16 protein-coding genes are annotated in these 22,169 nt (G+C 31.3%); 5 read left to right on the plus strand and 11 right to left on the minus strand.

Features of this window, described 5'->3' with window-relative positions; translation table 11 throughout:
• Window positions 1–63 precede the first annotated feature (63 nt).
• From I1959_RS09425 to I1959_RS09475, 11 genes are all read right to left on the minus strand, one after another.
• Window positions 64–1,629: a sodium-dependent transporter gene (locus tag I1959_RS09425; RefSeq protein WP_092922347.1), complete on the minus strand. Its 1,566-nt coding sequence runs from the start codon at window positions 1,627–1,629 to the stop codon at window positions 64–66.
• Window positions 1,630–1,853: 224 nt separating this feature from the next.
• The gene (gene pyk, locus I1959_RS09430) at window positions 1,854–3,614 is read right to left on the minus strand and encodes a pyruvate kinase (RefSeq protein ID WP_092922344.1); all 1,761 of its coding nucleotides are present in this window, start codon (window positions 3,612–3,614) and stop codon (window positions 1,854–1,856) included.
• A gap of 18 nt (window positions 3,615–3,632) precedes the next feature.
• Window positions 3,633–4,592: a 6-phosphofructokinase gene (gene pfkA / locus I1959_RS09435; protein ID WP_092922341.1), complete on the minus strand. Its 960-nt coding sequence runs from the start codon at window positions 4,590–4,592 to the stop codon at window positions 3,633–3,635.
• Window positions 4,593–4,887: 295 nt separating this feature from the next.
• The gene (locus I1959_RS09440; RefSeq protein ID WP_195238083.1) at window positions 4,888–8,436 is read right to left on the minus strand and encodes a DNA polymerase III subunit alpha; all 3,549 of its coding nucleotides are present in this window, start codon (window positions 8,434–8,436) and stop codon (window positions 4,888–4,890) included.
• Window positions 8,437–8,627: 191 nt separating this feature from the next.
• Window positions 8,628–9,572, minus strand: coding sequence for a DNA-binding protein WhiA (gene whiA, locus I1959_RS09445; RefSeq protein ID WP_166504691.1), 945 nt, complete (start codon window positions 9,570–9,572; stop codon window positions 8,628–8,630).
• A 12-nt stretch (window positions 9,573–9,584) separates the two neighbouring features.
• On the minus strand, window positions 9,585–10,013 hold the full coding sequence (locus tag I1959_RS09450; protein WP_092922332.1) for an NUDIX hydrolase: 429 nt from the start codon (window positions 10,011–10,013) through the stop codon (window positions 9,585–9,587).
• 65 nt (window positions 10,014–10,078) lie between these two features.
• Window positions 10,079–11,188: a gluconeogenesis factor YvcK family protein gene (locus I1959_RS09455; protein ID WP_166504690.1), complete on the minus strand. Its 1,110-nt coding sequence runs from the start codon at window positions 11,186–11,188 to the stop codon at window positions 10,079–10,081.
• A gap of 13 nt (window positions 11,189–11,201) precedes the next feature.
• Window positions 11,202–12,059 carry an RNase adapter RapZ gene (rapZ, locus tag I1959_RS09460; RefSeq protein WP_092922327.1) on the minus strand — a complete coding sequence of 286 codons (858 nt, stop codon included), beginning with the start codon at window positions 12,057–12,059 and terminating at the stop codon, window positions 11,202–11,204.
• Window positions 12,060–12,080: 21 nt separating this feature from the next.
• Window positions 12,081–12,794: a PHP domain-containing protein gene (locus tag I1959_RS09465; protein ID WP_092922324.1), complete on the minus strand. Its 714-nt coding sequence runs from the start codon at window positions 12,792–12,794 to the stop codon at window positions 12,081–12,083.
• 3 nt (window positions 12,795–12,797) lie between these two features.
• Window positions 12,798–13,721, minus strand: a complete 924-nt coding sequence (murB, locus tag I1959_RS09470; protein WP_195238085.1) for a UDP-N-acetylmuramate dehydrogenase — start codon at window positions 13,719–13,721, stop codon at window positions 12,798–12,800.
• A gap of 186 nt (window positions 13,722–13,907) precedes the next feature.
• Window positions 13,908–14,696: a formate/nitrite transporter family protein gene (locus I1959_RS09475; RefSeq protein ID WP_195238087.1), complete on the minus strand. Its 789-nt coding sequence runs from the start codon at window positions 14,694–14,696 to the stop codon at window positions 13,908–13,910.
• Between the two features lie 303 nt (window positions 14,697–14,999).
• Here I1959_RS09475 and I1959_RS09480 point away from each other — a divergent pair, with 303 nt between their 5' ends.
• The 5 genes from I1959_RS09480 (at window position 15,000) to I1959_RS09500 (ending at window position 22,141) form a co-directional block, all read left to right on the plus strand.
• The gene (locus I1959_RS09480) at window positions 15,000–15,866 is read left to right on the plus strand and encodes a formate/nitrite transporter family protein (RefSeq protein WP_092922317.1); all 867 of its coding nucleotides are present in this window, start codon (window positions 15,000–15,002) and stop codon (window positions 15,864–15,866) included.
• Window positions 15,867–16,067: 201 nt separating this feature from the next.
• Window positions 16,068–17,552, plus strand: coding sequence for a cardiolipin synthase (gene cls, locus I1959_RS09485; protein ID WP_207733567.1), 1,485 nt, complete (start codon window positions 16,068–16,070; stop codon window positions 17,550–17,552).
• A 379-nt stretch (window positions 17,553–17,931) separates the two neighbouring features.
• Entirely contained in the window at window positions 17,932–18,429 is a 498-nt protein-coding gene (locus I1959_RS09490; RefSeq protein WP_195238089.1) for an NADH-quinone oxidoreductase subunit NuoE family protein, read from the plus strand.
• Between the two features lie 12 nt (window positions 18,430–18,441).
• Window positions 18,442–20,322, plus strand: coding sequence for an NADH-quinone oxidoreductase subunit NuoF (locus I1959_RS09495; protein WP_195238091.1), 1,881 nt, complete (start codon window positions 18,442–18,444; stop codon window positions 20,320–20,322).
• A 25-nt stretch (window positions 20,323–20,347) separates the two neighbouring features.
• Window positions 20,348–22,141 (plus strand): NADH-dependent [FeFe] hydrogenase, group A6, encoded by a 1,794-nt coding sequence (locus I1959_RS09500; RefSeq protein WP_195238094.1) that lies wholly within the window; start codon window positions 20,348–20,350, stop codon window positions 22,139–22,141.
• The last annotated feature ends 28 nt before the right edge of the window (window positions 22,142–22,169 follow it).

A 22,169-nucleotide genomic window follows, 5' to 3' on the forward strand; every position in this document is an offset into this window, starting at 1 on the left:
GTAGTCCATATTGTCCCCATAAATACCCATGCAGCGCCTGTCATAAGTTCAACCTCCTTTATTTTATGAAGTTGTTACTTTATTTGATTCTATTTCCTCTTTATATTTAGATTTGATAGATTTATATGATTGAATAAAGCCAATCAATAATACTCCAAAAACAACTGCTCTACCTAAATTTACCCAAACGGCAAACTCTGGTATACCTTCTATATAGCTTGGTGTTATTTTAAAGTTACCAGCCATCCAGTAATCTCTTGTGAAGAATACTAGGAAAGTTATTATAGTTATTGGTGTTAAGAACTGATGGAACAATCTAAAGAACCACTTAGGGACTTTCCATAATCCGCCTCTATTCATTTCTTGTAAAGCCTTATCTTTAACACACCAACCTATTACTATTATCTCTATTAACCCAAGAACTATCAGTAAGTAGTTACCTATCCAGTTGTCAATTTCTGTAAAGTAAACTAAGTTAGCACTTTGAGTTAGTATTGACTCTAATGCTATTGGTGCCCCAACTATTAGATATCCAACAAATACTATCCAAGCACCTTTCTTTCTATCTATACCTGCATCTTCTTCTAGTAATGCAACTAAATAATTGTACATTGCTATTGCAGATGTTATACCAGCAAAGAATAACAATAAGAACCACAGAGCTCCAAATATTCCTCCACCAGTCATAGTGCTAAATACATTTGGTAATACCATAAATGCAAGACCTATACTTCCTTTTATACCTTCTGGTCCTAAAAATGCATAAGCTATAGGTATAACAGCTGTACCACCTAATATAACTTCTGCAAATTCATTTAATGATACTGTAGCTACAGAAGCTGTTACTATATCTTCATCTGGCTTTAAGTAAGATGCATAATTGTGTATTATACCCATACCTAAAGATAATGTGAAGAATATTTGACCTGCTGCTGCTATTGCAGATGACCATGATAATTGACTAAAGTCTGGATTCCATATAAAGTTAAGACCTGCTAATGAACTCCAATCTGGATTGACTGGTGCCCCTAGTGTCAACGCTCTTATACCTAGTATAATACCAAATACATAAAGCGTAGGCATCATAACTTTGGCCCATGATTCTATACCTTTTTGTATACCTTTCATTACAGCAAATGCTAGACAGAGTAATGAAATAACCCAGAATATTAAATTCTTCGGATCTTGTATATAACTTCCAAAGAACGCTCCTGGATCTGAATTGTATCCTCCTGTTAATGAGTTGAATGCAAACCCTAATGACCATCCTATTATGTGATTGTAGTAAGAGTTAACTAATATAGTAACTCCAAAAGCTATCATTCCACATAAAGCTCCAACTATAATTGCTTTTTTCGGAGCCATTGCTTGCTTAGCCTGTAAATACATCATAGGACCTATTGTCCCATGCCCATATTTACCTCCATGGCGTCCAATACTCCATTCAACTAACATTATAGGTATACCTATAACTATTAGTGCGAAGAAGTATGGTATCATAAATGCTCCTCCACCATTTGAAGCGGCTACATATGGAAATCTCCAGAAGTTCCCTAGCCCAACAGCATTACCCGCCATAGCCAATATAAGGCCAACCTTAGAACCCCAATTCTCTCTACTCTCTGACATTTGTATCCCCCCTTTTTTTATAGTTATGCTCTAAATGAGGTGCATATTACTGTTACATATCAATTTGTTACAGAATATGAATACAAAAAATAGCCACTAAGTTTAATTATTAAACTTAGTGGCTAATATATAACTCAAAAATATAGTATAACTGACTTTAAGCATTTTAAAGTTGTTATTTTTAAGTTTTTAGAAAATTTAAAATTATTTTTTAATTCTTTTTACTACAGAACTCTACTTGATCCTCTATATATTACTCCTCTTGATGCATCAACAGTTATAACCTCTCCATCTTTTACTATACTTAATATATCTCTAGCTGAAACTATAACTGGTTTATCTAAGTTTAGTCCAACTATTGCTGCATGTGAAGTCATTCCGCCTTCTTCTGTTACTATAGCTCCTGCTTTTTCTATATATGGATTCATTTCTATATCAGTCATGGTTGTAACTAATATATCTCCTTCGTTAAACTCTACACATTCCCCTACATTTCTAACTATACGTACATTACCTTCAGCAGTCTTACTTCCAACACCTATACCATTTGCTATTTCTTCACTTATAACATGAACTTTTATTAAGTTAGTAGTTCCGCTTACTCCAACAGGTACTCCAGCTGTTATAACAACTAATTCTCCATTGTTTATGTATTTAGCATTTTTAGCTGCTTCTATAGAGTTTTCTATAACTTCATCTGTATTGTGAGCATTAGATGCTTTAACACTATATACTCCCCAAGTAAGAGCTAATCTTCTCATAACTTTTTCATCATCAGTAGTAGCTATTATTGGACACTTAGGTCTAAATTTAGATACCATTCTAGCAGTGTATCCTGTAGATGTAGAAGTTATTATAGCTGATGCATTTAAATCTATTGCAGTTGTACAAGTAGCATGACTTATTGCATCTGTTACTGTTGAGTTATTATTAGTATTTTGCTTTAATAAGTTATCGTAATCTAATGTTTCTTCAGTTCTTTTAGCTATTGTAGCCATAGTCTTAACAGCTTCAACTGGATATTTACCAGCAGCAGTTTCTCCTGATAGCATTATAGCATCTGTTCCATCGTATATAGCATTTGCAACATCTGTAACTTCTGCTCTTGTTGGTCTTGGATTTCTTATCATAGAATCAAGCATTTGAGTAGCTGTTATTACTGGCTTAGCTAATTCGTTACATTTTCTTATTATCATCTTTTGAACTACAGGTATATCTTCTGTTGGTATTTCAACTCCAAGATCCCCTCTTGCAACCATTATACCATCAGAAACTTTTAATATTTCATCTATATTATCTACACCTTCTTGATTTTCTATTTTAGATATTATTTGTATATCTGTAGCATTATTTTTTTCTAATAATTCTCTTATAGCTAATACGTCTGATGCTTTTCTTACAAATGAAGCTGCTATGTAATCTATACCTTGAGATATACCAAATTCTATATCACTTGCATCTTTTTCAGTTATAGCTGGTAAGTTTATCTTAACACCCGGAACATTTACACCTTTGTGATTTTTAACTACTCCAGAGTTTTCAACTACACAAACGATATCATCTCCATTAACTTCTTTAACTCTAAGTCCTACTAATCCATCATCTATTAGTATAGTATCTCCTGAAACAACATCTTTAGCTAAATCTTTGTAACTTACTGTACAAATTTCTTTTGTTCCTATAACATCTTTCATCGTTATAGTAAATGTTTGCCCTTCTTCTAATAATACTTCTGGGTCAGCAAAGTTTCCTGTTCTTATTTCTGGTCCCTTAGTATCTAATAAAAGCGCTACTGGCTTTCCTAATTTTTCTCTTACCCCTTTAGCAACATCAAATCTTTCTTTGTGCTCTTCATGAGATCCATGAGAAAAGTTAAATCTACAAACGTTTAACCCACTCTCAACAAGTTGTGTTAATACTTCTTCCGTACTTGATGCTGGTCCTAATGTACAAACTATTTTTGTTCTCTTCATATTATTTAACATATATATGCTCCTCCTAAATTATATAGATAGTATTTTTGCCATCTCATAAGTTTCCTTATCAAAATCCCTAGTCATTGATAAAGCTTCAGTTATATCCATGTCAATTATTTCATTTGCTCTAGTACCTACAACTCTTCCAGCTTTACCATCTAGAAGCAATTCTACCGCTCTAACACCCATCTTACTAGCTAATATTCTATCAAATGCCGTTGGACTTCCTCCTCTTTGGACATGTCCTAGTATTGTAACTCTTAAATCTGCATTTGTTCTAGCCACTATTTCTTTTCCAAGGTCTTGGGCATTTCCAACACCCTCTGCTAAAATTATTATACTGTGTCTTTTACCCCTTTTCTTTGTTGTATCTAACTTATTACATACATCATCTACATTATAGTTAATTTCTGGAACTATTATAGTTTCCGCTCCTCCTGCAAGACCAGCATATAAAGCTAAGTCTCCACAGTGTCTTCCCATAACTTCAATTATGTTAACCCTTTCATGAGATGAAGAAGTATCTCTTATTTTACCTATGGCATCTATTATAGTATTAATTGTTGTATCAAATCCTATAGTATAGTCTGTATACGCTAAGTCATTGTCTATAGTTCCTGGTAATCCTATTGCAGGGAAACCTAACTCTGTTAATTTTAATGCACCATTAAATGATCCATCTCCACCTATAACAACTAAACAATCTATACCATATTTTTTTAAAACTTTAACTGCTACTTTTCTTCCTTCTTCAGTTTTAAACTCTTCACATCTAGAAGACTTTAATATTGTTCCACCTCTATGTATAATGTCACCTACAGAAGATAAGTTCATTTCTTCTAGGTCTTCTTCTATTAACCCTTTATATCCTCTGTTAATTCCATATACTTTGCATCCGTAATAAATAGCAGATCTGACAACAGCTCTTATAGCTGCGTTCATTCCTGGAGCATCTCCTCCACTTGTTAATATACCTATAGTTTTCATAATGATACCTCCTAGTATATATTACATACAGGGACATTAATCGTCCCTGCATCTTTTTTTTATCCCATCAAAGTTAAAAAAATTAAACATGCTAATATATTCTTTTCTGATATTATACCATAATATACATTACTTTTTTAATAATATTATTAATATTCTTCTATTTTATTTTTATTCTTTATAGTACATAGGAAATTATATTCCTATTTTAACTTTATAGTAAATATAATCTCCTAAAATGTACTTTTTTAAAATATTTTATCTAACGTTTTATTATAAAACTTCATTATTATCTTTATTTCTTTATCTTAATACAACTCTTAGGTAGTATTTTTTCTAAGCTATGCATCAACTCTTCGCATATATCTACACTTAGACCATTCCACTTGTATAATTGTTTTGTATCTTCTGCATATAAAAATACATTTTCTTTTCCTAAGTGATTTTTAAATACCTCACCTATACGGTTTATAATATCTTGATTTTTATGACTATCTACCTTTAGGTATAAACCAAGTTTAGAATTGTTGCCTACCTGTGATCTTTGTGTTTGATTATTATCTACTCTATTTTTATATCTAGACTCTTCAAACTTAGAAGTGTCACTTATATCTTTTATCTCTCTAGCTATAAGTTTTGCATTTTCATCCTCTTTTATACTTAGAGTACCTTTTACATATATAATATTATCTTCATTTAGTATATGATTGTATTTTTGCAGTAATTGAGGAAATACTATTATTTCTATTGTTCCATACAAATCCTCAAGTTCTATAAATGCCATAATATCATTTCTTTTTGTAGTTTTTATTATTTTATTAACTACCATACCACCCATTATAACTTCTTTTTCATCTAGTGCTAAATAATTTTCAACATCGTCTTTTAAAGCATTTAGTTTTCCATTATCAATAGAAGTTCTTCTACTTATTTCTTCTTCAAATTGTGAAAGAGGGTGTCCACTTACATACATTCCTAGGACTTCTTTTTCTAAGTTTAGCTTTTCTCTTTCCTCATATTCTTTTAAACTTGGTAACTTACTAACTTCTTGTAATTGAGTAGACTCGCCTTGAGATCCAAATGCATCAAATAAAGATATTTGACCTTGAAGATTTTTCTTTCTGTCCATAGAGACACTATCGATTAAGCCTTCATACCCTGCCATTAGACTTGCTCTATTTTCAGATATTTCATCAAAAGCCCCACACTTTATTAAACTCTCTATGACCCTTTTGTTTATATCTTTTGAATCTAATCTTTTTAGAAGATCTGATATATCTGTAAATCTGCCATTAGCTTCTCTTTCTCTTATTATATTATTTATAATATTCACACTGACATTTTTGACAGCTGCTAGTCCAAATCTTATGTTAGTTCCCTCAACTGAGAATTTAGAAAAACTACTATTTATATCTGGCCTTAATATTTCAATTCCTAATGCGTTACATTCTCTTATATATTCAACAACTTTATCAGTATTACCCATTACACTTGTTATTAAAGCTGCCATAAATTCTACTGGATAGTGTGCTTTTAAGTAGGCTGTTTCATATGATAATACACCATATGCAGCAGCATGCGATTTATTAAAAGCATATTTTGCAAAGTCTATCATATCATCAAATATTTTTTCAGCTATTTCTTCTGGAACACCATTCCTTACACACCCAGCTATTTCTATATTTCCGTCTTCATCTTCTTTACCATGGACAAAGTATCTTCTTTCTTCTTCCATTACATCCATCTTCTTTTTACCCATAGCTCTTCTAACTAAGTCACTACGGCCATAAGTATATCCACCTAAATCTCTAACAACCTGCATAACCTGCTCTTGATATACTAAACATCCATAGGTAACATCCATTATAGGTCTTAAAGACTCATGTAGGTATTTAACTTTATCTGGATTATTCTTGTTTTCTATATAAGTAGGTATAGAATCCATTGGACCCGGTCTGTATAAAGATATTCCTGCCACTATATCCTCGAAATTATCAGGTCTTAATTGTTTCATGAAACTTCTCATCCCAGCACTTTCTAATTGGAATACACCTAGCGTATTACCTGATGATAAAAGTTCATATACTTTTTTATCATCATAATCCATTTTAGAAAAGTCTATTTTTACACCATGATTTTTTTCTATCAATTCAAGTGCATCTCTTATTACAGTTAAAGTTCTCAGTCCTAAGAAATCCATCTTTAAAAGACCAAGCTCTTCTAATGTAGTCATAGTAAATTGAGTTGTTATAGCATCTTGGTGTTTATATAGTGGTACATATTCATCTACTGGATTTTTAGATATAACTACACCTGCTGCATGGGTAGATGCATGTCTAAGCATTCCCTCTATTTGCTTTGATATATCTATGATTTCTTTTGTTTCTTTATCTTGTTCATATAATGCTCTTAGATTTGGATTGGTTTCTAGAGCTTTATCTATTGTCATCCCTAAAGCAAATGGAATTTCTTTTGCTATTTTGTCTACTTTGTTATATGGTACATCTAAAACTCTACCAACATCTCTTATAGCAGCTTTAGCTCCCATTGTTCCAAAAGTTATTATCTGTGCAACGTGATCTTCACCATATTTTCTTTTTACATAATCTATAACTTCTTCTCTTCTTTCATAACAGAAGTCAATATCTATATCGGGCATGGATACACGCTCTGGATTTAAAAATCTTTCAAATAACAGTGAGTATTTTATAGGGTCTATATCTGTTATTTTAAGGGTATATGCAACAATAGAACCTGCCGCACTACCTCTACCTGGACCTACCATTATATTATTTTCTTTAGAGAAGTTTATAAAATCCCATGTGATTAAGAAATACTCTACGTATCCCATTTTTTCAATGACACTTAATTCATAATTAAGTCTATCTATAACTTCTTGACTTGGGGCACCATATCTTTCTTCTAATCCCTTAAAGCAAAGTTCTCTAAGATAGCTATCTGGTGTATAACCTTTAGGAACTTCATATTGTGGTAAATGTATTGTATTGAAGTCAAATTCTACATTACATTGTTCTGCTATCTTTACAGTATTATCTAATGCCTCTATGACGTCTGGAAATACCCTTTCCATTTCTTCTCTTGATTTTAGATAAAATTCATCACTACCAAACCTCATTCTATTTGGATCGTTTAAAGTTTTACCCATCTGAATACACATAAGTGCATCATGAATCTTTGCATCTTCTTTATTAACATAATGTACATCATTTGTAGCAACTAATGGTATACCTGTTTCTCTTGAAAGTTTTATTATTTCTTCATTTACAGACCTTTGCTCTTCTATGTTTTGGTCTTGTATTTCTAAATAATAATTACCCTTTCCAAATATACTTTCATATTCTAAAGCGTATTTTTTTGCTTTTTCATAATTTCTATCCATAAGAGATTGTGCTATATCTCCTGCTAAACATGCTGATAAAGCTATAATTCCCTTACTATATTTTCTAAGTTCATCCATATCTATTCTTGGTTTATAATAAAATCCTTCTACATAAGAAGTAGATACTAGTTTTATAAGATTTTGATATCCTTCCATATCCTTTGCTAATAAAACTAAATGTCCTTGATTTTTATCATAATTAGGGTCTTTATCTCTTAATCTACGAGGTGCTGTATATACCTCACAACCTATTATAGGTTTTATTCCTTCTTTTTTAGCTGTTTTATAAAAATCTATTACTCCAAACATACAACCATGGTCTGTTATGGCAATAGAACTCATATTCAATTCTTTTGCTTTACTCACAAGCTTCTTTACTCTTGAAAAACCATCAAGTAAACTATACTCCGTGTGAACATGAAGATGTGCGAAATCTTTGCTCACTAAACCACCTCCTGTCTTATCTTCTTATATTACCATAAAATAAGGTGATAAAACTTTAATTTTAACACTTATCTATTGAGCTATCATATTTATACCTTTAATCAGTATATATCCTTAAAATAACGAACTATTAGTTAATATATACCGTATTTTTATATACAAAAAGAGGTTATATAAATATAACCCCTATATTACTTATTCCTAAGATTGTTAGCTATCTCTTCTATTTTTCTTAATCTATGATTTACACCAGACTTACCTATTGGAGGATTTAGTATTTCTCCTAATTCCTTTAATGTTAAGTCTTCACATTCTAGCCTAACTTTAGCTATTTCTTGCAAGTTTTCAGGTAAACTATTTATTCCGATAGTTTCTTGTATAAACTTAATATTTTCCACCTGTCTAACTGCTGCATTAACAGTTTTTGAAAGATTCGCAGTTTCGCAGTTAACTATACGATTTACATTATTTCTCATTGCTTTTACAATTTTTGTGTTCTGAAGACTTAAAAGTGCATTGTGAGCTCCTATTATACTTAATAAATCCGATATTTGTTCACTTTCCTTTAAGTACACTACATAGTTATTCTTTCTAAGAACTATTTTACAATTAAATCCTAATGAATTTATAAGGTTCTGTAGGGATTCTGCAAATTCCTCATTGTTAGTTACAAACTCCATATGATAATTTTTCCCCGGATCACTTATAGATCCTCCTCCAAGAAATGCACCTCTTATAAAAGCTCTTATACATTCATCATCTTTTAAAAGATGACTTGGTACTTTATTTAAAGGATAAAATCCATCTCCTGGCTCTAATATCCCTAAATCCTTTATAAGTTTTTGTGCTCCCATTTCACTAGTAACCATAAGAACATAGCTATTATTTCTCTTTAGCATTTGATTCTTATTTACCGATATAGTTGTGTTTATACCAAAATTTTGTTTTAGTAGTCTAAATACCTTACGAGCTATAGAGTTTAGCTCCGTAGTTATCTTTAAATTTAATTTTTTATATCCTACAATTTGTATACTTCCTGATAATCTTACTAGAGCAGCTAATTCAGCTATGTTGCAATTATCATTATCTGACGTAATTCTTGCTAACTCATTTTTCGTTTCAGCTGAAAAAGACATAATTATCACCTATTAACTGTTCTTTTTTAATCGTTTTTTTATTTCTTGTAAAGCAACTTTGATGATTTCCTTTTCATCATCATATCTAGCCAAGTCTACTACCCTATCTAAATGTATAAACTTAGCATCTATAAACCCTTCTTCTTTTTGAGGTATTGTATCCATATTTCTTGCATGCATTAAATACCAAAATACAGTTTTATGAACCGCTTTGTTTTCATCCCAGTTTTCTTTGAATGTATAATGAATTTCACCTAAATATTTCAGTATTTCAGCTTTTACCCCAGTTTCTTCTAAAACTTCTCGTAACGCTGCCTCTTGCCTATTTTCGCCTTCTTCTACCTTTCCTTTCGGTAAAACCCAATCTCCATTGAATTTTCTAAGTAAAAGTATGGCATTGCCAAATAGTACTACACCTCCGGCACTAACCTCTTCTCTCATAGATGTTCACTCCTTAAAACTAACATAATAATAAGGATTTCTACATAAATACTTAAAATCCTTTTTTACTTCATAGTGTCATTTTTATGACTTAGTGCCAAATCAACTATTATACTAGAAATGCAATCTGCATCATGTCTAATATAATTATTTTTTATCTCAATTAGGTTTTCTTCTATCGATTTTACCCCCATACCTTTAAGGGTATTTTTTTGCCCTTTGTCTAGTAAAACTTGACTAGCACCATCTTTTTGGTATCTTTCATATATATATTCTGGTAATATTTCATTATTTGATATCACATAATCAATAATATTTTCACTTGAATGTTTTATTATTGCATTTACATGTTGCAAAACATTGTATTCGTCTGTTTCCCCTGGTTGGGTCATTATGTTAGATATATATACCTTTGGGGCTTTTGACGCTTTAATTGCATCGACTACTCCATCAACTAAAAGATTTGGAATTATACTTGTATATAAACTTCCTGGACCTATAACTATTATATCAGCATTTTCTATAGAGTTAATAACTTCGTCCAACGGTTTTGCATTAGATGGTTCTAAAAATACTTTTTCTATAGATGTATTTTTAGATTTTACTTCCTTTGGAATATTCGATTCCCCTTTTACTATGCTTTTATCTTTTAGCTTTGCTACAAGATTTATATCTTCTAATGTTACTGGCAATACCTTTCCAGTTATTGCAAATATTTGACTCATTTTATATACAGCAACTTCAAAATTTCCATATAAACCATTCATTGCTGCCAAAAACAGATTGCCAAAACTTTGACCTTTTAAGCCACCTTCTGTGAATCTATACTTCATAACTTCATCCATAGTAGGCTCTATATTGGCAAGAGCTAACAGACAATTTCTTATATCCCCTGGAGGCAACATCCCTAAGTCTTCTCTTAATACTCCAGATCCTCCACCATCATCTGCAACAGTAACTATTGCAGTTATATTTTTAGTATGGTATTTTAGACCCCTCAAGAAAATTGATTGACCTGTACCTCCTCCTATAACAACAACTTTTGGTTCTACACTTTCCTTACTTCTAAGATATCTTGGCTTGATTCTTTCATTTACAATTCTTCTATATAAATAAAATGATATTAATAAAGAAACCCACCCTGTTACCCCTACTATAAAAAATATAGTACTCATTTTTTCCTCCAGATTATCTAATCATAGAGTCTCTGTGTTTCTTTACGACCCTATATCCTTTTTTCATCAGCTCATCATATATAAGATTCGCTATAGTTACAGATCTATGTCTACCTCCAGTACAACCTATACCAATAACTAAATGTTGCTTTCCTTCTTCTATATACTGTGGTACTAAAAATTGTATCATATCATTTAATTTGTAAAAAAATTCTTGACTTATCTTAGAATTCATAACATAATCTCTTACATCTTGTTCGTCACCTGTTTTAGGTCTTAATTCTTCTAGATAGTATGGATTTGGCAAGAATCTTACATCAAATACTAAATCACAATCTGCTGGTATACCATGTTTAAATCCAAATGATAATACAGATATAGTTAATTTATTATTTTCTTCTCCTTGAGAGTATATCTTGCTTATCTCTTCCTTTAAATCCTTAGGCTTCATATTAGTCGTATCTATAATAGAATCAGATACTTCTTTTAAGGGTTCCATTATCTCTCTTTCCATTTTTATACCTTCTGTTAAAGATACGTTCATAGAAAGAGGATGATTTCTTCTTGTCATTTTATATCTATTTAATAATACTCTATCTGAACAATCTAAATATAACATTTCATATTTATAGTTTTCTTTTTTTAAATACTCTAAACTCTCATGAAGTTCCTTGAAAAATCTTCTTCCTCTAATATCTATACCTAAAGCAACTTTATCAATACTTGAATTTGGTTGATAACATAACTCTGCAAATTTTGTTATTAAAGCAGGTGGTAAGTTATCTACACAATAAAATCCCATATCTTCTAAAGCTCTCATAGTTTCACTTTTTCCTGACCCAGAAAGTCCAGTAACTATTACAAATTTCATCTAACTTACCCCCTTAAATTTTTATACTCTTATATTTTCAACAAATGATAAATCTAATTTAGCTTCTTTAATAGTCTTCATAGCTTTGTCAAAATTTCCTACGTTATTAGGTATGTGTGCATCAGATCCTATTATAAATGTATTTCCTAAATGTTTTATTTTTTTTAGCTGTTCTACATTTAAATATCCATGACTACTATTAATTTCAAGTCTTGTATTAGTCTCTTTTGCCACCTTAGCTATTTCCTCTATATACACATCTCCTTTATCTCCAGGATGCGTTATAATAAAAATATCATTGTTTCTCATAGCATTTATTATGCCTTGAGTATTATACTCTTTTGCCTTTTCATTTTTTATAATGTAATTATTAAAATGATTCATCATACTTTTTAATGATGTTGGAGCTGATCCAAAGTGATACCCTGCCATTACGTAATCGAAAAAATGTATAATATTTTCATTTATGTCTATGTTACCATTTTTATCTAGTATATTACATTCCATTCCTAAAAGGATATCTATATTAGGGTATTTTTGGTTCAATTTATCAATTTCTTCTCTCATTTTTTGTATATCTTTTAGTTTAACACCATATGTCATATGTCTATATCCATGGTCTGATATTCCGATTTTTTTTATACCCTTAGACATAGCCACTTTAACATTCTCTTCTATTGTACCTTTTCCATGACTATATATAGTGTGTGTATGATAATCTGCTAATATTTGCATATTTTAGTCCTCTCCAAGTATCTTAACCTCTTCTTCAAGTAAAACATTGAACTTAGCATTAACAGTACTTTTTACTACATACATTAAATCCAATAAATCTTTAGCTTTAGCATTGCCTATATTAACAACAAATCCACTGTGCTTTTCAGAAACTTGTGCTCCACCTAATGTAAGACCTTTTAATCCACAGTCCTCTATTAATTTACCTGCAAAGTGTCCTTCTGGTCTTTTAAAAGTACTTCCCGCACTTGGTAAACTTAAAGGTTGCTTTGTAACTCTTCTTTGAGTAAAGTCTTTCATTGTTTCTTTTATTTCTTCATAGTTTCCTTTTTCTAATTCTATTGCTGCTGATAATACTATATAGTTTGTTCTAGTTAAAATACTTTTTCTATATTCAAATTCCATTTGTTCATTTGTAAACTCAAATATATTACCATCTGTATCCATAAGTCTTACAGATTTAACTATATCCTTCATTTCTCCGCCATAAGCACCTGCATTCATAGCTAATGCCCCACCTAATGTACCTGGTATTCCAGCCGCAAATTCAAAGCCTTTTAACTCTTCCCTCATTACAGCTTTCCCAACTACAGAAAGCATTGCTCCTGATTTAATTTTTACAGTAGTTCCTTCTATTTCGAAGTCATTGAAATTATTTGATATTTCAATAACAACTCCTCTTATTCCACCATCTTTAACTAATAAGTTTGAACCATTTCCTATTACAATATATGGAACGTTTTCTTCCTTTAATAGTTTTATAATATCTCTTATCTGTTCTTCTGTATTTGGCTTTACTAATATATCGGCAGGTCCACCAACTCTAAATGATATGTGTTTTTTCATCGGCTCATCTACCATTATATTTCCTTTATTTTCTTCGCCTAATATATCTAATAAACTGTTATATATAAATGCCTTATTCATATATCTATATTTCCTCCTAGTTTATACTAATTATACATATTTATATACTTATTTATATTCATTTACTTGTATTTTATTAATTTCATCTATCTTATATATAATAATGTATTAAAAAAAAAATAACAATATATAAAGGTCTAAAGTAAATTAAAAAAGCGTTGATATAGCTATATCAACGCAATGTTCCTAATTAGTATTTTTTGATGTTGTTTTTTTAAGGTAACATCTATGATATGCAAAGGGAATAATTATAGCCCCTCCTACAATATTTCCTAATGTTACAAAAACTAGATTTATTAGTAATCCTACTATACTAACTTGTGCACCTAATAACATTCCCATAGGTATGAAGAACATATTCGCAATACTATGTTCAAATCCACATAATACAAATAGCATTATTGGGAACCAACATGAAAATATTTTTGATGCTATATCTTGAGAAGCTGTAGCCATCCATACTGCTAAAACAACTAAAATATTACACATTATAGCTCTTAAGAACATCTGCAAAATATCAAGATTTGCTTTAGATTCTGCTATAGCTATTGCTTTAGTAGCTGCATCACCAGATAATGTACCTGAATAAAATACAATTAAAGCTAGAACTACAGATCCTACAAAGTTTGCCAAATATACAAAGCTCCAATTCCTAAACATTTGACCTATAGTTATTTTCTTTTCTAAAACTGCTAAGGTCATTAAATTGTTTCCTGTAAAAAGTTCTGCTCCGCATATTACAACTAACATAAGTCCAACAGGGAACACCATCGCTCCAACAAATCTACCTAGCCCTGGGTCTATATTAGATATAGTTTGACCGAATAGTATGTTTCCTAATCCTCCAAAGCCTATAAAAATACCTGCAAGTATACCTAACCTAATACATGAGCTAGTAGATAAGTTAGCTTTATTTATACCTACATTTACAGTAGCATTTGCTACTTCCCTGGGTGTTAAGAATCTTTTGTCCATAAATCCACCCCCTATTTTTATATAAGCACTTAAAAAGATTATAGCACCATCGTAGTTAATTTATCTACAAATACAAACCATGTATACTAAATATATATTTTTGAATATAGTTACTCACATTATAAAAGACGTTTTTGTAGATTAATTTCACATTTTATTAAGTTGAATGTTTTATGTATACAAAGTTAAATTTTTATTGTATAATTACTACTGTTGTGTTTTTCGACAGAAAAATTAAAATTTCATAACAAGTTTGAAATTTATTATTTAATAATATTTATATATTTTAGAGGAGGACTTTATATGTCAGATAAGAAAATGCTTATGCCAGCTGAAATAGCAGAGTACACTATCAACACTGGTATAAAAAAGGCTACTACGCCAACTAAAAAAGTTTTAGCTTCTGCATTCTTAGCTGGTGCTTACATAGCATTCGGTGCTTTAGGATCAGTTGCAGCTGCTTACAACTTATTAGCAAACCCTGCTACTTACGGATTAGGTAAAATGGTAGCTGGACTTATGTTCCCTGCTGGACTTATATTTGTTTTAATAGCTGGTGCGGACTTATTCACAGGAAATATACTTGTAGCTTTAGCAGCTTTCAAGAAAAAAGTTACTTGGGGACAAGCTTTCAAGAACTGGGCTTTAGTTTGGATAGGTAACTTATTAGGTGCAGTATTAGTTGCATGGATGGTTAGTATGTCTGGTGTATTCGATTGGAGTAACGGACTATATGGTGGTGTTGTTGTTAAAAATGCTATCGGTAAATTAGGTTTCCCTTGGATATCTGCTATGATATCAGGTATATTATGTAACTGGATAGTTTGTGTTACTGTATGGATGAGCTACGGAGCTAAGGATATATCTGGTAAAGTTTTAACTGGATTCATCGGTATATTCTTATTTGTTTGTGCTGGATTTGAGCATAGTGTTGCTAACATGGGATACTTATTCGCAGGTTTATTCGCTAAAGGAAATACTGCATTCTTAGAAGCAGCTCACAAAACTGCCGCTGATGCAGCTGCTATAAACGTACCAAGCATATTCATGAATAACTTAATACCAGTTACAATAGGTAACATATTAGGAGGGGCAATATTCGTTGCTGGTATATACTTCTTCTTATATGCTAATAAAGAAGAATCTTCAGAAGCTAAGAAAGCAGCTTAATTAATATAAATATTCAAGAGATTATACTATAATCACAGTATAATCTCTTTTTTTATTATTAAGACATTCTGTTAGCTAATCCTTATTTTCTCGACATACTTTTGTGTTTTCGTTAAATTTATACCTTATTTATTGACTATGTGCTATAAATAGTATTAAAATATATATTTATTCGTACTTATTCTAGAAGGGGGTTTTGTGATGAACTTATCTTTTATTAAAGATTCGGCCTATGAAATGTTTGTGACACTAATCTATATATTAAACTTTTCTGCAGTTATACATCTTATATTTAGAGAAAAAAGAGATACTCAAACTACAATGGCATGGATTCTTATACTTTTAACCATTCCTGCTGTAGGCTTTGTATTGTATATTACTTTTGGACATGGAATCTCTAAAGATAATATGTTTAAGATTAAAGAAGAAGAAGATAGAATTTTAAAAGATAATATAGTTAACACTCACGCTAAGTTAGAATGTGATAACAGTCTAGATCCTAGCTTATTAGCTAATAAGGATATTATTTATGCTCTAGCTAATTCTAACTATGCACATTATTCAACTAATAACTCTGTTGATATATATGAAAAACCTAAGGAATTTTTTGATTCTCTATTAGATGAATTAAAAAAGGCTAAGGAATATATAAATATACAGTTTTATATATTTAAAGATGATGACATCGGAAATAAAGTAATAGATATTCTATTAGAAAAATTAGATGAGGGTGTAGAAGTAAGGCTTCTATATGATGCTGTAGGAAGTAGACTCTTCTCAGATAAATCTATAGCTAAGTTAAAAAAAGCAGGAGTTAAAGTTGGTTGCTTCTTCCCTTCTTTTATGAAAATAGTAAACTTCAACCTAAACTATAGAAATCATCGTAAAATCGTTGTTATAGATGGTAATGTTGGTTTCGTTGGTGGGAATAATGTTGGTGATGAATATTTAGGTAAAGACCCTAAATTTGGTTACTGGAGAGATACTCACCTTAAACTTACAGGAGAATGTGTAAGAGATTTAAATATTAGATTTATGCTTGATTGGAGATTTACAACTCAGGAAAATTTAGATATGGATAAGTATTTCATTCAAAAAAATACTATGGTTCCAACTGAAACTTCTTGTGACAATGTTGGTGTTCAAATTGTATCTAGTGGTCCTGATATAACAGAATTAGATGAAATAAAATATGGGTATATGAAAATGATTCAGGGAGCTAAGAAGTATCTTTATATACAAAGCCCTTATTTTATCTTAGATAAAACTTTAGTAGATATACTAAGGGTAGCATGTCTATCTGGTGTTGATGTTAGAATAATGATACCATCTAAACCTGACCACCCATTTGTATATTGGGCATCTTACTCTTATGCAGGTGAGCTATTAAAATTCGGTGCAAAACTGTATACTTATGACGAGAATGCATTTTTACATGCTAAGACCATAGTTATTGATGATACTATCTGTTCTATTGGTACAGCTAATATGGATATAAGAAGTTTCGAGTTAAACTTTGAGGTTAATGCATTTATGTACTCTCCTGAAGTTGCTAAGAAACAAAAGAAAATATTTGAAAATGACATTCTAAAATCTAAAGAAATTACCTTAGATATATATAATTCAAGATCAAATATAGTGAGAATAAAACAGTCTATTTCTAGACTTTTATCTCCTGTATTGTAATAAATAAAAGTATGTATTGAGTTTTAACTTGATGCATACTTTTATTTATCGTATATTTTTAGACAATTCAAAATATTCTTTCACTAATTCTTTAAATTTTAACTTTTTAACTATTTTATATATTATAATATAATTATCATTTAAACTATCACATCTTTACTAACATCGTAATACTCATCTAATTTTTCATCTTAGATTTACTGATTTAACATATTTCCAATGGGTATATCTTAATTTTAGTTAACTTTTTAGCATAAAATAATATAAAATCTACTATTATAAGATAAGTATTATTTTATAAAGTTAATTTTTAATAAAACTCTTATTATACTTTAAAGTTTTATTAGTTTAAATTTTTTATACGATAAGGGGGATTTGTATGTGTGACTTTTATTCACGTAACAAGCATTTATTTGACCAATTAGACAACTTCATTGGTTCTCTTGAAACTAGAAAGGGCGCTTTAATCCAAGTACTACACCATGCTCAAGGTATATTTGGCTTCTTGCCTAAAGAAGTACAACTTTATATAGCTAAAGCTTTAGATGTTGCTCCATCTAAAGTGTACGGTGTTGTTAGTTTCTATTCTTACTTTACCACTGAGCCAAGAGGTGAATATAAAATAAGTGTATGTTTAGGTACTGTTTGCTTCGTTAAAGGTGCAGATAAAATATTAGCACAATTTGAAAAAGAACTTGGTATAAAATCTGGAGAAACTACAAAGGATCTTAAATTCTCTCTTGAGGGATTAAGATGTGTTGGTGCATGTGGCCTTGCTCCGGTTGTTGTGGTAAATGGTAAAGTTTATGGACAAGTTAAGCCTGAAGATGTTACTAGTATCTTAGACAATTATAGAGAAACAGAAATAAATTGCTAAGGGGGGAAATAAATGAGTAAGATAAAATCTTTTGAAGAATTAAAAAGCCTGGTTGCAAAGTATAAACCAGCCCTTGATATGAGAGAAAATCATTCTAAAGGGAACTTAACAAAAAGAGAATTATTAGTCTGTGGAGGTACTGGATGTACTTCTGCAGATAGTAATCTTATAATAGAAAATTTGAGAAATGAAATAAAAAATGCAGGTCTTGAAAGTCAAGCTGAAGTTCATCTTACAGGATGTTTTGGATTCTGTGCTAAGGGTCCAATAGTTAAGGTCTTCCCTGATAATGTTTTCTATGTTCAAGTAACTCCAGACGATGCTAAGGAGATAGTTGATACACATCTAGTTAAGCATGAAGTTGTTGAAAGATTATTATTTGAAGAACCTGCCCTTGGTCATAGAAAAGTTGAAAAACATGACGATATGTCCTTCTATAAAAAGCAATCTCGTGTTGCCCTTAGAAATTGTGGTCATATAAATCCTGAAAATATAAACGAATATCTAGGATGTCAAGGATACATTGCACTTGGTAAATGTATAAATGAATTAACACCAGAACAAGTTATTGAAGAAATAAAAGCTTCTGGCCTTAGAGGTAGGGGTGGTGCCGGTTTCCCTACAGGAGTTAAATGGGAATCTACTGCTCAAACTCCTCCAGGTCAAAAATATGTTGTATGTAATGCCGATGAAGGTGATCCAGGTGCATTCATGGATAGATCTATACTTGAAGGTGACCCTCACAGCGTATTAGAAGCTATGGCTATATGTGGCTATGCTGTAGGTGCTGATACAGGTCACATATACATAAGGGCTGAGTACCCTCTTGCAATAGAAAGGTTAAAAGTTGCTATATCTCAAGCCCAAGAAATTGGTCTTCTTGGAGACAATATATTAGGTACAGATTTTAACTTTAATATAGACTTAAAGTATGGTGCTGGAGCATTCGTTTGCGGTGAAGGTACTGCTCTCATTAATTCAATAGAAGGTAAACGTGGAGAGCCTCGAATGAAGACTTATAGTTCTTCTAAGCGTGGTTTATGGGATAAACCAACTTGCTTAAACAACGTTGAAACTTTCGCTAATATCCCTGCAATAATAAATGAAGGGGCCGAATGGTTTACTAAGTACGGTACTGAAAATTCTCCAGGAACTAAAGTTTTCGCACTTGGTGGAAAAATAAATAACGTAGGTCTTGTTGAAGTTCCTATGGGCACTACTTTAAGAGAAATAGTATATGAAATAGGTGGCGGTATACCTAATGAAAGAGAGTTTAAAGCTGTTCAAACTGGAGGACCATCTGGTGGATGTATTGCATCTAACAACCTTGATACTCCTATAGATTTTAAATCATTAAGCTCTATAGGTTCTATGATGGGTTCAGGTGGTATGCTCGTTCTTGATGATTCCGATTGTATGGTAGATATATGTAAATTCTTCTTAGAATTTACTGTAGAAGAATCTTGTGGTAAATGTACTCCTTGCCGTATAGGTAATAAGAGATTACTTGAAATGCTTACAAAAATAACAGAAGGTAAAGGTACTTTACAAGATTTAGCTGATTTAAAAGAGTTGGCAACAACTATAAAGACTACTTCTTTATGTGGCCTTGGTAAATGTGCTCCTAACCCAGTTTTAAGTACACTTGATAACTTCTATGATGAGTATGTTGCTCACGTTGTAGATAAAAAATGTCCATCTGGAAAGTGTCAAGCACTTCTTGATTACATCATAACTGATGACTGTAAGGGATGTACTAAGTGTAGCAGAATATGCCCTGCTGGATGTATATCTGGTAAACCTAAAGAAAAACACGTAATAGATGTTTCTAAGTGCTTAAAGTGTGGTGCTTGTATGGATAATTGTAAATTTAATGCTATCATAAAACAATAAATTTAGCTTTATTGGGGGGATAAAAATGAGTTTAGTTAACTTAACTATAAATGGCAAGTCTGTTTCAGTTCCTAAAGGCAGTACTATTTTAGAAGCTGCAAAAGAAGTAAATGTTCAAATACCTAATCTTTGTCACCTAAAAATGAAAGAAATAAATATGATTAACCAATGCGCATCTTGCCGTGTATGTATGGTTAGTGCTGGAAGAGGTTTAGTTCCTGCTTGCGGTACTTTAGTTAAAGAAGGTATGGATGTTCAAACCAATACTAAAGAAGCTTTAAAGGCTCGTAAAAATGTTGTTGAATTATTATTATCAGACCATCCTCAAGATTGTTTAGTTTGTGAGAAAAATGGAAACTGCGAATTACAAAGTATAGCCGCTGATTTAGGTATAAGAAAAATCAGATATAAAGGCGAACAATCAACTTCTCCAAAAGACACTTCAACAGAATCAATAGTAAAAGACCATGACAAATGCATCTTATGTAGAAGATGTGAAACAATGTGTAATGATATACAAAGTGTAGGAGTTTTATCTGGCATAAATCGTGGATTTGGCACAGAAGTTAGCACATTCTTCAATTCTGATTTATGTGAAACTGAATGTACTTTCTGTGGTCAATGTATAGCAGTATGTCCAACAGGAGCTTTAACAGAGGTAAATAATATACCTACTGTATGGAATGCCTTAAATCAAAAAGAAAAGACTGTAGCCGTTCAAGTTGCTCCTGCTGTAAGAGTTGCTTTAGGAGAAGAATTTGGATTAGAGCCAGGTACTATAACTACAGGAAAAATGGTATCTGCGTTAAAAGCTCTTGGCTTTAAATATGTATTTGATACTAACTTCTCTGCTGACCTTACTATATTAGAGGAAGCTTCTGAGTTCTTACACAGACTTAAAAAAGGTAAAAATCTTCCTATCTTAACAAGTTGTTGCCCTGCTTGGATAAACTTTGTTGAAAAAAACTATCCAGAATTTCTAAATCTTCCTTCAAGTTGTAAATCACCACAAGAAATGTTTGGAGCTATAGCTAAGAATTATTTTGCTCCTAAAGTTATAAATATAAAACCAAAAGATATGTATATTGTTTCAGTGATGCCTTGTGTAGCTAAGAAATATGAATGTTCTAGAACTGAATTAGGTCAAGAAGAGGTTCTCGATGTTGATGTTTCTATAACTACAAGAGAACTTGCTAAAATGATAAAAGAAGCAGGTATAGATTTCTTAACATTAGATGAAAAAGATTTTGATAACCCACTAGGTAAATCTTCTGGGGCTGCTGATATATTCGGTACTACTGGCGGTGTTTTAGAGGCTGCTCTTCGTACTGCTTATGAATGGGTAACTGATAAAGAACTTGCTGATGTAAACTTCACTCAAGTTAGAGGGATGGAAGGTATAAAGGAAGCTAGTATAGATATAGATGGTACTATTGTAAATGTATGTATAGCTAGTAGCCTTGGAAATGCTAGAAAAGTCATGGATGAAGTTAAAAACGGAAACTCTAAGTACCATATAATAGAGGTAATGGCTTGTCCTGGTGGATGTATTGCTGGTGCTGGTCAACCATATCATCATGGTGATTATGATGTTGTTAAGAAAAGGGCTTTAGGGTTATATAATATAGATAGAAATAAAAAACTTCGTAAATCTCATGAAAATCCTGCTATAGTAGCATTATATGATGAATTCTTAGGAGAACCTCATGGAAAAGTTGCTCATAAATTCCTTCATACTCACTATTTTGATAAGAGCTTAGTTTACAATGTAAATAATGGAGAATGTACTTGTATAAAAGAGTCTGATGCAACAGTTTAACCTAAATTAGTAAAATTTTAATATAAGT

Source organism: Romboutsia sp. 1001285H_161024_C4 (assembly GCF_015550185.1).
GTDB lineage: Bacteria > Bacillota > Clostridia > Peptostreptococcales > Peptostreptococcaceae > Romboutsia_C > Romboutsia_C hominis.